The sequence below is a fragment of the Enterobacter sp. 342 genome, from assembly GCF_036663495.1.
In the GTDB taxonomy this organism is placed as follows: Bacteria; Pseudomonadota; Gammaproteobacteria; order Enterobacterales; family Enterobacteriaceae; genus Enterobacter.
In genome coordinates this window covers 1-13,049 of sequence record NZ_JAWUEI010000052.1, presented here as the reverse complement: position 1 = coordinate 13,049, position 13,049 = coordinate 1, and the positions used below count along the sequence as shown (strand labels likewise).

8 protein-coding genes are annotated in these 13,049 nt (G+C 53.8%); 1 reads left to right on the top strand and 7 read right to left on the bottom strand.

Going from position 1 to position 13,049, the window contains the following annotated elements; genetic code table 11:
* Positions 1 to 178 precede the first annotated feature (178 nt).
* The gene (locus V6E55_RS23725) at positions 179 to 1,576 is read left to right on the top strand and encodes an ISNCY family transposase (RefSeq protein WP_009653207.1); all 1,398 of its coding nucleotides are present in this window, start codon (positions 179 to 181) and stop codon (positions 1,574 to 1,576) included.
* A gap of 239 nt (positions 1,577 to 1,815) precedes the next feature.
* On the opposite strand, the gene V6E55_RS23715 is transcribed toward V6E55_RS23725, so the two are convergent.
* The 7 genes from V6E55_RS23715 to glgB form a co-directional block, all read right to left on the bottom strand.
* Positions 1,816 to 2,094, bottom strand: a complete 279-nt coding sequence (locus V6E55_RS23715) for a hypothetical protein (protein ID WP_004197671.1) — start codon at positions 2,092 to 2,094, stop codon at positions 1,816 to 1,818.
* 334 nt (positions 2,095 to 2,428) lie between these two features.
* Positions 2,429 to 2,995, bottom strand: a complete 567-nt coding sequence (locus tag V6E55_RS23710; RefSeq protein ID WP_004197678.1) for a LuxR C-terminal-related transcriptional regulator — start codon at positions 2,993 to 2,995, stop codon at positions 2,429 to 2,431.
* Positions 2,996 to 3,119: 124 nt separating this feature from the next.
* The gene (gene pgm, locus V6E55_RS23705; RefSeq protein WP_004197675.1) at positions 3,120 to 4,763 is read right to left on the bottom strand and encodes a phosphoglucomutase (alpha-D-glucose-1,6-bisphosphate-dependent); all 1,644 of its coding nucleotides are present in this window, start codon (positions 4,761 to 4,763) and stop codon (positions 3,120 to 3,122) included.
* A gap of 113 nt (positions 4,764 to 4,876) precedes the next feature.
* The gene (glgP, locus tag V6E55_RS23700; RefSeq protein ID WP_040217245.1) at positions 4,877 to 7,324 is read right to left on the bottom strand and encodes a glycogen phosphorylase; all 2,448 of its coding nucleotides are present in this window, start codon (positions 7,322 to 7,324) and stop codon (positions 4,877 to 4,879) included.
* Between the two features lie 18 nt (positions 7,325 to 7,342).
* Entirely contained in the window at positions 7,343 to 8,776 is a 1,434-nt protein-coding gene (glgA, locus tag V6E55_RS23695) for a glycogen synthase GlgA (protein ID WP_009653212.1), read from the bottom strand.
* 88 nt (positions 8,777 to 8,864) lie between these two features.
* On the bottom strand, positions 8,865 to 10,148 hold the full coding sequence (gene glgC / locus V6E55_RS23690) for a glucose-1-phosphate adenylyltransferase (protein WP_004099051.1): 1,284 nt from the start codon (positions 10,146 to 10,148) through the stop codon (positions 8,865 to 8,867).
* A gap of 129 nt (positions 10,149 to 10,277) precedes the next feature.
* Positions 10,278 to 12,470, bottom strand: coding sequence for a 1,4-alpha-glucan branching enzyme (gene glgB / locus V6E55_RS23685; protein ID WP_004099052.1), 2,193 nt, complete (start codon positions 12,468 to 12,470; stop codon positions 10,278 to 10,280).
* Positions 12,471 to 13,049: the final 579 nt, after the last annotated feature.

The following is a 13,049-nucleotide window of genomic DNA, read 5'->3' as shown; positions in this document are numbered from 1 at the left end:
AAAAGGCATTGTCCAGACTCTCCACTGACGTCAGGTCAGCTTTGTTTTCAGCACGACATTTCAACATTGGCTAGACATACAGTGTAACAGCTAAATTGAGATGTCCGTCTCTGACCAAATAGACATGTCCGCGCTACAGTCTCGCCACCGCGATCGCTGCTTTCAAAGGATGAGACTCATGACGGCATACGGAACGGAGTTTTTCTCGATGAACGATGTAAACCGACTCAGGATCCTGCAGGACGTTATCGACCGGCGTCTTACCACGCGTCTTGCAGCAACCCGACTTGAGATCTCTGACAGGCACTGCCGCCGGCTACTCGAGCGCTATCGTGAACACGGACCGCTATCGCGGGTTAACCGCCGACGTGGTCAGCCTAGTAACCGACAGTTGATGCCTGGCCTCGCTGAGCGTGCGCTGCGCATCATTCGCGAACGTTACGCCGACTTTGGCCCGACATTGGCCTGCGAGAAGCTTGCTGAGATTCATGACCTTTATCTTGCTAAAGAGACTGTACGTAAGCTTATGACCCGGGATGGTTTATGGATCCCTCGTAAGTTACGGCCACCTCGTGTGCATCAGCCACGCCCACGTCGGGCCTGCACCGGCGAACTCATCCAGATTGATGGCAGTGAACATCGCTGGTTCGAGGACCGTGGTCCGGCCTGCACGCTGCTCGTTTACGTTGATGATGCAACAAGTCGGTTGATGCAGCTTCTGTTCGTCAGTTCGGAGTCCACGTTCACCTATTTTGAAGCCACCCGGGGATATCTGGAGCGCTACGGTAAGCCTCTGGCATTCTACAGCGACAAAGCCAGCGTCTTCAGGATCAACAACAAGCAGGCCACCGGCGGAGATGGCCAGACTCAGTTTGGTCGTGCCATGAACGAGCTGAATATCACTGGTATCTGTGCCAACACCAGTTCAGCCAAGGGGCGTGTTGAACGGGCTCATCTGACATTACAGGACCGCCTGGTCAAGGAACTGCGGCTCCGCGGTATCAGCACACCTGAGGCTGCAAACGCCTTTGCTGATGAGTTCATGGAAGATTACAACCGTCGGTTTGCAAAGCCGCCACGTCACGATTTTGACGTACATCGCCAGCTGGATAATGGCGAAAACCTGCAGGCGACATTCACCTGGCGCGAGCAGCGTAAGGTCTCGAAAAACCTGACATTACAGTATGATAAAAAGCTTTATCTGCTTGAAGATAATGAAGAAAACCGGCGTTTTCAGGGGAAGTACATCGAGGTATGGCAATACCCGGATGGTGACATTGAGCTCCGGGCCAGCGGCACTTCCCTGCCCTTTACCACTTACGACCGACTGGGAGAACTGGACCAGGGCGCCATCATCGACAACAAGCGTCTGGGACGTGCCCTGGAAATGATAAAGCTGGTTCAGGACAAACGGGACAACACCCGCTCACAGGCCCTGCCATCACTGGACGGCCAGACCTCACGCAGAAAGAAACAACCCGGCAAGAAATCACAACGAAGTCTGGACCATAACGACATGCTGGAAGCCCTGCAGCAACTTCAGACCCGGAGTAAAGACATCTTCGGCAAAGGCTGAAACATAACCTACATGCGGACATTTCAATTTAGATTGATGTTCAGGATAAACGCGATAACAACCGTTCACAGGCGATCCCTGCCGGTGATGGCTCTTTGCGGCGGCGCAGAAAACCAACAGAGAAATAATCGCAGCGCTCACTGAACGGCGACGACATGTTAGATGCGTTGAAGACATTGCAGTCACGTTCTGAGAAAAGTTCCAATGTTTAACGAGCGATTAAAAAATATATTAAATCATTATTCTCTCATTTCTCTGTTGCAATACTGACCTCCCAGGGCCTGTGTAATTCTGTCACCAAATAGTATCGTCAGACTACGATCATAGTAAATGGTTTCACCAGTGATAGATTCATGCTTTAATATTATCCCATAGCCATATCTTTCAAGCATATTCATACCCACCCTTGCCAAATTGTAAGAATAATTTATTCCCCAAATGGAACCATTTCTTCCTTCAAAAAACTCCGCTCTGTAATATCTTTTTAGAAATTCATAGTGTGCGTCTTCACTAAACATACCCCCTCCCGCTACAGAATTTACATAACAGTTTTTTATAATAAAAAGATGAAATGCATAAATATATATCCCGTTTTTCCTCTGCCGCCCACCATTCACAGATAGAGGATATAATCCTATATTATTTATTGTATGCTTAAATCATTTGATGACTATGGTTTCATATATTTTCATCATGTTAGCACCCATGATGTATGTTTATTTTTTCTGAAGCATACCAATAATCAAACCCCGTTCAACATAACAACATAAAATAATTTATAACAAATTTAGTTGAAACTTAATATATGAAATAGTGACTTTCCATAAGCAGATCATTAGTTTATAGGGCATCCTAACGATGCAGGCTCCTCCTGGCAAAACTGTCGATGATGAGATTTTTTTTGCGGTATATTCCACTTATTTTGGTGGTATTCAGTTTATGCAAAACAATACCAACAAAAGACTGAACCGTTTTTTTGGAGATCAGCAGGCTACGGGAAATTTCATCTATCGAATAACCATTTAAAATCATATTGATAACATGTGTTTCTCTTTTGGTAAATGACAACTTGTCCCTCTTCAGATTGATCCCCATTTTTTTAAACGCCTGCCTCATCATGAGATATTCATTACCGCTTAATTCAGTGTCAATGCATACCGCTTCACGCCCTGTCCCGCTCATTCCTGACGCCGGTTTTAATAAAAAGATAAGATTGACCGGTGAAATGTGTAGGTACTTGAGACGTTCGGCATCGCCGGTGTTCAGCTCTGACTCCACAATCACCACATCGCTGTTGCTGAAGGCAATATCGCTGACCCGTGAAAACACAACCCTGTTGACGGAGAGGCTGTTGTCGCTGAACATACATTTCAGACCTACAAGCATGAAATTATTATTGGTAATAACATAGATATTCATATAGTCCCCGCAGCAATACCTTTTGCGAAGCGTCCCGTTCCTTATGTTCTGACAAAGTGGTGCCTGTATTGGTGTCGCCGGGTAACTATGACGTACTCCGGCTCAGCGGAGTACGTCAACTGCTCTACTGGTGCGCCGCTAGCACGCTATTCACGATTTCCACCGCTTCTTTCTCGATCTGCTTGCGATGTGCTTCCCCGAGGAAGCTCTCGCAGTAGATCTTGTAAGCGTCTTCCGTACCTGACGGTCGGGCGGCGAACCAGCCGTTGTCGGTCATCACTTTCAGGCCACCAATCGATGCGCCGTTGCCCGGCGCGGCGGTCAGACGCGCAGTGATCGGGTCACCCGCCAGCTGACTGGCCCTGACCATTTCCGGCGACAGCTTCGACAGCACCGCTTTCTGTGCGGAAGTGGCCGAAGCCTGCAGCCGGTTATAGCTCGGCGCGCCGAAGCGGGCGGCCAGTTCGTCGTAGTGCTCCTGCGGGTTTTTACCGGTGACGGCGGTGATTTCCGCCGCCAGCAGGCACATGATGATCCCGTCTTTGTCGGTCGACCACGGCGTTCCGTCAAAACGCAGGAACGAGGCGCCCGCGCTCTCTTCTCCGCCGAAGCCGAAGCTGCCGTCGAACAGGCCGTCAACAAACCATTTAAAGCCCACCGGCACTTCAACCAGCCTGCGGCCGAGGTCGTTCACCACACGGTCGATCATCGCGGAAGAGACCAGCGTCTTGCCCACCGCCACATCCTGGCCCCACTGCGGGCGATGCTGGAACAGGTAGTTAATCGCCACCGCCAGATAGTGGTTCGGGTTCATCAGCCCTGCCGGCGTGACGATGCCGTGACGGTCATAATCTGGATCGTTAGCAAAAGCCAGGTCAAACTTATCGCGCAGCGCCAGCAGGCCCGCCATTGCGCACTCAGATGAGCAGTCCATGCGAATGGCGCCGTCTTTATCCAGATGCATAAAGCGGAAGGTTTGATCGACGTGATCGTTGACGATAGTCAGGTCGAGCTTGTAGTGCCCGGCAATACGTTTCCAGTATTCGATACCGGACCCGCCCAGCGGATCGATCCCGAGCTTGAGGCCGGCTTTCTGAATTGCCGCCATGTCGACGATATCCGCCAGCCCTTCGATAAACGGCTGTACCAGATCCTGCTTTTTAACATGACCGGATGCCAGTGCCGCATCGAGGGAGATGCGCCTGACGCCCTGCAGACCCGAGGCCAGCAGTTCGTTAGCGCGATTCTCTACCACTTTGGTGACGTTGGTATCCGCCGGGCCGCCGTTCGGCGGGTTGTACTTAATACCGCCATCTTCCGGCGGGTTATGAGACGGCGTGATCACGATGCCGTCTGCCAGCGGACCACCTTTTTTGTTGTGCACCAGGATGGCATTGGAAATGGCCGGCGTCGGGGTGAAACCGTTGTGTTCCTGCACGATAACATCAACGCCGTTGGCCGCCAGCACTTCCAGTACGGAAATAAAGGCCGGTTCGGAGAGCGCGTGGGTATCTTTACCCACGTAGCAGGGACCGGTAATCCCGTTCCTGGCGCGGTCTTCCGCAATCGCCTGCGCGATCGCCAGAATATGCTGCTCATTGAAGTTATGGCGCCCTGCACTGCCACGATGGCCAGAGGTACCAAACTTCACCGCATGCTCCGCGTTGCCCGCTTCCGGCCTCAGTACGTAGTACTGCGCGGTCAGCTGAGCGACGTTAATCAAATCACTCTGTTGTGCAGGCTCCCCTGCGCGTTTACTGTCCGTCATTTTTCTCTCCTGTCATATCCGTCAGGCTTATTTATGTGTTGCTGCCGGGTCGCTCATCGACGGGGCCGGTCTCCTGCCACCCGCCCCGGCGTTTCCTGGTTGTCAGTACGCGCTCAGAGTTGCGTTTTGTCGATATACCAGATCTTTTGCGCATACTCCCGCACCGTACGGTCCGATGAAAAATAGCCCATGTGGGTTATGTTGAGCATCGCTTTGGCGGTCCACTCTTCCGGGGTTCGGTAGAGCGCATCCACCTTGTCCTGACAGTCAACATAGCTGCGGTAATCGGCCAGCACCTGATAGTGGTCGCCAAAGTTGATCAGCGAATCCAGCAGACCGCGATAGCGGCCCGGCTCCTGTGGGCTGAACACCCCGGTCCCCATCTGGGTCAGCGCCTGGCGCAGCTCTTGATCCTGGTCGTAGTAATCACGCGGCTGATAACCGTTGCTGCGCAGCGCCTCGACCTCTGCAGCGGTATTACCGAAGATAAAGATATTGTCCTCACCCACGTGCTCCAACATCTCAACGTTGGCGCCGTCCAGCGTGCCAATGGTCAGCGCACCGTTGAGGGCGAACTTCATATTACTGGTCCCGGAGGCTTCAGTCCCTGCCAGCGAAATCTGCTCAGAAAGGTCCGCGGCCGGAATGATCATCTGCGCCAGACTGACGCTGTAGTTGGGAATGAACACCACCTTTAGTCTGTCGCCAATCTGCGGATCGCTGTTGATGACTTTGGCGACGTCGTTTATCAGATGGATGATCTGTTTTGCCGTGTGGTAAGCGGACGCGGCTTTGCCGGCGAAAATCACCACTCGCGGCACCCATTCGGCCTGCGGGTCCGCCTTGATACGGTTGTAGCGGGTGATCACATGCAGCACATTCATCAGCTGGCGTTTATATTCGTGGATCCGTTTAATTTGCACATCAAACAGCGCGTTCGGGTTCACCACCACGCCCAGCTGACGGGCGATATAATCGGCCAGACGCTGTTTATTCGCCAGTTTGGCGGCGCTGACGGCCTGGTTAACCAGCGGATAATCCTGATATTCCCCCATTTCGCTCAGCTGGCTTAAATCCGTTCGCCAGGTCTGGCCGATATGGCGGTCCAGAACCGCGGCAAGGGACGGGTTAGCGGCAGCCAGCCAGCGGCGCGGCGTGACGCCGTTAGTCACGTTGGTGAAGCGGCGCGGAAAGATTCTGGCGAAATCGGCAAACAGCGACTCCACCATCAGCCGGGAGTGCAGTTCCGACACGCCGTTCACCTTGTGACTGACCACCACCGCCAGCCAGGCCATCCGTACGCGACGGTCGTTGGATTCATCGATAATCGAGGTCCGGCTCAGCAACGCAATATCATCGGGATAGTGCTCCTGCATGGTTTTCAGAAAATAGTCATTAATCTCGAAAATAATCTGCAAATGGCGCGGCAGGATTTTCCCCAGCATCTCGACCGGCCAGGTCTCCAGCGCCTCGCTCATCAGGGTATGGTTGGTGTAGGAGAAGACCTGACAGGTCACCCCGAAAGCGTCATCCCAGCTGAAGCGGTGTTCGTCAATCAGCAGACGCATCAGCTCCGGGATCGACAGCACCGGATGGGTGTCGTTGAGGTGGATAGCAATTTTATCTGCCAGGTTGTCATAGGTTTGATACAACTGGTAATGGCGAAAAAGAATATCCTGCACCGTCGCCGAAACGAGGAAATATTCCTGACGCAGGCGCAGCTCGCGCCCGGAGTAGGTCGAGTCGTCCGGATACAGTACCCGGGAGACGTTTTCGGAATGGTTTTTATCTTCTACCGCCGCGAAGTAATCTCCCTGATTAAATTTACCGAGGTTAATCTCGCTGCTGGCCTGGGCGCTCCACAAGCGCAGGGTGTTGGTGGCATCGGTTTCATAACCCGGGATAATCTGATCGTAGGCCACCGCGATGATCTCTTCGGTTTCCAGCCAGCGCGAGTTTTTCCCCTCATGCTGAATGCGCCCGCCAAAGCGCACGGTATAGCGGGTTTTATGGCGCTCGAATTCCCAGGGGTTACCGTACTCCAGCCAGTAGTCCGGTGACTCCATCTGCCGGCCGTCGATGATGTTTTGCTTGAACATGCCGTAGTCGTAGCGGATGCCGTAACCGCGTCCTGGCAGCCCCAGCGTGGCCAGGGAGTCGAGAAAACAGGCTGCCAGACGACCGAGACCGCCGTTGCCCAGGCCCGGGTCATTCTCTTCGTCAATCAGCTCTTCCAGATCCAGACCCATCCCGGCCAGCGCTGTTTTCACATCCTCATAGATGCCCAGCGACAGTAAGGCATTCGAGAGGGTACGGCCGATGAGAAACTCCATCGACAGATAATATACCTGGCGCGCCTGCTGCGAGATCCGCGCCCGATGCGCCCGCAACCAGCGCTCAACCAGCCGATCGCGCACGGCGAACAGCGTAGCATTGAGCCATTCATGCTTATTGGCAAGTGAAGGGTCTTTACCGAGAATAAACATGAGCTTATAAGCGATAGCATGCTGCAGCGCTTCTTCATTCAGCCTGGGTGAAATATAACTTATGCGTGGTTCCATTTTTCTTATCCGTAGCAATTAAATAATACGCTGATACAACAGGTGGAAAGACTTTGCGGCACTTTGCCAGCTAAAATCCATGCTCATCGCCTGCCGCTGCACGTAACGCCACAGCGAGGGACGCGACCACAGGACACTGGCCCGGTGGATAGCATGTAATAACGATTCCGTCTCGCTGTCGGTAAACACAAATCCGGTCGCGAGCCCGTCAACAAGGTTTTCGAGCGAACAGTCGGCGACGGTATCCGCCAGTCCGCCGGTACGGCGAACCAGCGGTAATGTGCCGTAGCGCAGACCATAAAGCTGGGTCAGACCGCAGGGTTCAAAACGGCTGGGCACCAGGATGACGTCGGCGCCGCCAATCATCTGATGCGACAGCGCCTCGTCGTAGCCGATCCGGATACTCACCTGCCCGGGGTATTGCGCCTCGGCGGTCAGAAAACGGGCCTGCAAATCCGGGTCCCCGGATCCCAGCAGCGCCAGCTGCCCTCCCTTAGATATAATTCCCGGCAGCGCGCCAAACAGAAGATCCAGCCCCTTCTGGCTGGTCAGCCGGCTCACAACGGTGAACAGCAGCGCCCGATCGTCCGCCTTCAGCCCCAGCGACGTCTGCAGCTGCTGCTTGTTCTTCGCTTTCTCCGCCAGTGAATTCTGGTCGTAAGGCGCTGCCAGCAGCGGATCGCGGCGCGGATCCCAGATATTTTTGTCAACCCCGTTCAGGATCCCCGACAGTCGCCCTTCCCGCTGACGTTGCCGCAGCAGCTCTTCCAGACCAAACGCGTACTGTGGTTCGGTAATTTCACGGGCATATGTCGGGCTGACGGTGGTGATATGGTCAGCGAAATAGAGACCCGCCTTAAGGAAGGAGATTTGCCCATTAAACTCCACCCCGTGCATCTGGAAGAACGACCACGGTAACGCGATCTCCGCCATATGCCGGGCCTGAAACAACCCCTGATAGGCAATGTTGTGCACCGTAAACACCGATTTGGCCGGGTTGCCGCGGGTGGCCAGATAAGCCGGGGTGAGACCCGCGTGCCAGTCATGGGCGTGGACGATTTCAGGACGCCAGAACGGGTCAAGACCACCGGCAAGCTCGGCCCCGACCCAGCTCAGCAACGCGAAACGCAGGACGTTATCAGGATAATCCTGCATCTGCTGGTTATGATAAGGATTACCCGTCCGGTCATAGAGATGCGGGGCATCAATCAGATAGATGCCCACACCGTTAAAATGGCCAAACAGCAGCGTCATCCGCCCGGCGAATGTCTCCCTGCTGGCCACCACCTGCGGATCCTGAACCCCGTTGCGGATCGCCGGAAACCCAGGCAGCAGCACGCGGGTATCCAGCCCCTCGGCAATTTGCGCCGCCGGGAGCGCGCCGGTGACGTCGGCCAGTCCGCCCGTTTTTAACAGCGGGAACATCTCTGCTCCTACATGTAAAACTTGCATGTATGCTCCTTATTATTCAGCCACAGAGACGACCCGCGACAGGGCAATATTTTCTCTGCCGCCGGACACGCTTTTTCCGCAAATGGGCTCATACCTCAAGTTTGTCCAGCATTTCTTTGGTAACCAGAACGATGCCTTCTTCCGAACGATAAAAGCGTCGCGCATCCTCAACGGCATTTTCGCCAATCACCGTCCCCTCCGGAATAACGCATCCCCGGTCGATCACGCAGCGTCTTATCCTGCAGGAGCGACCGACCCAGACGCCCGGTAATAAAACCGACGAATCAATATTACAGAACGAGTTAATCCGAACTCTGGAAAATAGAACCGACTGCACCACCACCGAGCCAGAAATAATACAGCCGCCGGAGACCAGAGAATTCATGGTCATGCCATGACTGCCGGAACGGTCCTGAACAAATTTGGCGCTGGGCAGCGATTCGACATAGGTACGGATAGGCCAGTTACGGTCATAAACGTCCAGCTCTGGCACTACTGAGGCTAAATCCAGATTCGCTTTCCAGTACGCCTCCAGGGTTCCGACATCGCGCCAGTATGGCTCGGCATTATTATCCGACTGAACGCAGGAGCGCGGGAACGGATGCGCATACGCTTCACCTGCCGCCGTTATCCTGGGAATAATATCTTTGCCAAAATCATGGGTGGAGTGTTCATCCCGATCGTCGTCTTCCAGCAGCTGGTAGAGATATTCCGCATCAAACACATAAATGCCCATACTGGCAAGCGAGCGGGTTTCATCGCCAGGAATGGTGGGCGGATTAGCCGGTTTTTCAACAAATTCAATGATTTTGTCATTCTCATCCACGGCCATGACGCCAAAAGCGCTTGCCTCTTCAACCGGGACCGGCAGGCAGGCCACGGTACAGCGCGCCCCTTTTTCAACGTGATCGAGCAGCATCCGCGAATAATCTTGTTTATAGATATGGTCCCCGGCCAGAATAACGACATATTCCGCATCATAGCGGCGGATAATATCCAGATTCTGGGTCACGGCATCCGCCGTCCCCCGATACCAGTTCTCACCATGCACCCGCTGCTGCGCCGGTAATAAATCCACGAACTCATTCATTTCTTCGTTAAAGAATGCCCAGCCGCGTTGAATATGCTGCACCAGTGAATGGGACTGATATTGTGTAATGACCCCGATACGTCTTATTCCGGAGTTAATACAATTCGATAAAGCAAAATCAATAATTCTGAATTTACCGCCGAAATGCACCGCAGGTTTTGCGCGAATAGTGGTCAGGTCTTTTAATCGTGTGCCACGTCCGCCGGCGAGGATCAGGGCCACGGATTTAAGCGGTAACTGGCGCGACAGCATTAAGTTGTCAGTATATTCAAGTTTACTCATAATAATGTCCTGCCATTAAATAAAAGCCATAAAAGAAAATAATGAAGAAAAAGCCTCACTCTTCTGCAAAATAATTCAGAAGTGATCACCTCCGGTAATAAGTCAGCTGCAATAAATCAGCTGCGCGTTTTATTGCCCTGCAGATTCCCGTACCAGCCAGATTGTCGCCAGCGGCGGCAGAGTCACCGACAGCGAATGCTCCCGACCGTGGCTGGCGATCGCCTCGCTTGCCACGCAGCCGCCGTTGCCGGTGTTGCTCCCGTGGTAGTGCATCGAGTCGGTGTTCAGCTCTTCACGCCAGCGCCCCGGCTGGTTAATCCCGAAGCGATAGCCGTGACGCGGTACTGGCGTGAAGTTGCTCGCCACGATTATCTCGTTCCCGGCTTTATCGCGACGGACAAAGATAAACACCGACCGTTCGTGGTCATCCACAACAAGCCATTCAAAGCCGTAGGGGTCAAAATCCAGTTCGTGCAGTGCCTTATGGTGGCGATAGGTATGGTTCAGATCGCGCACCAGACGCTGCACCCCGTGATGCCAGTTGTCGCCCCCTTCCAGCAGATGCCAGTCGAGGCTGGCGTCGTGGTTCCACTCCCGCCCCTGGGCAAACTCGTTGCCCATAAACAGCAGCTTTTTACCGGGGAAGGCAAACAGCCAGCCGTAGTAGGCGCGCAGGTTGGCGAACTTCTGCCAGGCATCGCCAGGCATCCGGTCAAGAATCGATTTTTTGCCGTGAACCACTTCATCGTGTGACAGCGGCAACACGAAGTTTTCGGTGTAGTTGTAGAGCATCCCGAAGGTCATCTTGTCGTGATGATAACGACGATAGATGGGATCGAGCTGCATATAGTCGAGGGTGTCATGCATCCAGCCGAGGTTCCATTTGAACCAGAAGCCAAGACCGCCCGTAGAAGACGGTCGTGTAACCCCGGCGAAGTCGGTGGACTCCTCCGCCATCGTGACCGCTCCCGGCGTCTGCTCACCGAGCACACGGTTGGTATTGCGCAGAAATTCAATCGCTTCGAGGTTTTCCCGGCCGCCGTACTCATTGGGCACCCACTCCCCCTCTTTGCGGCTGTAGTCGCGGTAGATCATTGACGCAACCGCATCCACGCGCAGGGCGTCGATCCCGAAGCGTTCAATCCAGTACAGCGCGTTCCCGACCAGAAAGTTGCTGACTTCACGGCGACCGTAGTTGTAGATCAGCGTATTCCAGTCCTGGTGATAACCTTCTCGCGGGTCGCTGTGTTCATACAACGCGGTGCCGTCGAACGATGCCAGCGCAAAGTCATCCGACGGGAAGTGGCCCGGCACCCAGTCGAGGATCACGTTCAGACCCGCGGCATGGGCAGCATTCAGGAAGTAGCGGAAGTCTTCACGGGTACCAAAACGGCGGGTCGGCGCGTACAGCCCGGTGGGCTGATAGCCCCAGCTGCCGTCGAACGGATGTTCGTTTACCGGCAGCAGCTCCAGATGGGTGAAGCCCATCCACTTCGCGTAAGGCACCAGCTGGTCCGCCAGCTCGCGGTAGCTGAGCCAGAAATGGTTATCGGCGTGGCGGCGCCACGAGCCAAGGTGCACTTCATAAATCGAAATCGGTGCATCAAACTGGTTGGCCTGCTGACGGGACTGTGGCTGTTCGACCTTTTCCGGCATGCCGCAGATAAGCGACGCGCTTTCCGGGCGCATCTGTGCCTCAAAGGCATACGGGTCGGATTTCACCCGCAGGTGGCCGTGGGCGTCAATCAGCTCGAACTTATACAGCTGGCCGTTATGCGCGCCGGGGACAAACAGCTCCCAGATGCCGGACTCTTTGCGCAGACGCATCGGGTGGCGGCGGCCGTCCCAGTAGTTGAACTGTCCGACCACCGACACACGACGGGCGTTCGGCGCCCAGACGGAAAAACGCGTCCCGGTGACGCCGTCCATGGTGTCGGCATGGGCTCCCAGCGTCTCGTAGGGCCGCAGATGAGTCCCTTCAGCGAGCAGCCAGGCATCAAGCTCCTGCAGCAGCGGGCCAAAGCGATAGGGGTCGTCAATCAGGTTTTGCTGACCGTGCCAGGTGACGGCCAGCTGGTAACGAAAAGGATTTTTCCGGCGCGGCAGAACGCCGCTAAAGAACCCGCGTGTGTCGAGGCATTCGAGTTTACCGACTTTGCGCCCGGTTTTCGGTTCAATCACCCATACATCGGTGGCATCGGGTAATAATGCGCGCACTTCCAGACCCGCATCGGTTGAGTGCATGCCAAGCACGGAAAATGGATCGGAACAATGACCTGCGAGAAGTGCGGAGATCGCACTTTTTTCATTATAATCAGACATGGCAGTCACCCTACTATCATCCTGCGGAAAGAATTAAAACGCCTCTTCCTGCTTTATTGATCCGGTAATATTCCGCTGCATGCTACGCATCGAAATATCAACACGTTATTCCAGAGCCTTAAGACATGTCGGTTGTCCACAAATAGAGAGTGATTAACCTCCTGAGAAGTGAGTTAAATGCGCTGTACGACTTCTGTATTATCTGTCTTCAGAATAATTACTCCTGATTTTCTTTCTGTGAGTAAACACTCATTTCTATATTAATGGGGAAACTAATTTTTATTTCGTCACGAATGATGAGTTTCCTTCTGCTGAATTCGTCAGATCGTATATAAAAAAAGGCTTTGTTAATGGAATGGTCGCCTCCCATCTCTTGTGCCACAGTGGGACGATAAATCGTCACTCATTGAACGGAGCGCTGCTATCATGAACGTTAAAACTATTGGAATCGATTTGGCAAAAAACGTTTTCCAGATCCATGGGGTTGACGAGCACGGAAAACGGCACTGTTGCAAAGTTAGCGATGAGGCAGCCTTTTGTCTTATTCAAAGGCCTTACATTTCAAAAACTCTGCTTACC

Bases quoted from the DNA above. Each gene is read 5' to 3' on its own strand.
- V6E55_RS23725 (WP_009653207.1), top strand. From the start codon at position 179: ATGACGGCATACGGAACGGAGTTTTTCTCGATGAACGATGTAAACCGA.
- V6E55_RS23715 (WP_004197671.1), bottom strand. From the start codon at position 2,094: ATGTTTAGTGAAGACGCACACTATGAATTTCTAAAAAGATATTACAGA.
- V6E55_RS23710 (WP_004197678.1), bottom strand. From the start codon at position 2,995: ATGAATATCTATGTTATTACCAATAATAATTTCATGCTTGTAGGTCTG.
- pgm (WP_004197675.1), bottom strand. From the start codon at position 4,763: ATGACGGACAGTAAACGCGCAGGGGAGCCTGCACAACAGAGTGATTTG.
- glgP (WP_040217245.1), bottom strand. From the start codon at position 7,324: ATGGAACCACGCATAAGTTATATTTCACCCAGGCTGAATGAAGAAGCG.
- glgA (WP_009653212.1), bottom strand. From the start codon at position 8,776: ATGCAAGTTTTACATGTAGGAGCAGAGATGTTCCCGCTGTTAAAAACG.
- glgC (WP_004099051.1), bottom strand. From the start codon at position 10,148: ATGAGTAAACTTGAATATACTGACAACTTAATGCTGTCGCGCCAGTTA.
- glgB (WP_004099052.1), bottom strand. From the start codon at position 12,470: ATGTCTGATTATAATGAAAAAAGTGCGATCTCCGCACTTCTCGCAGGT.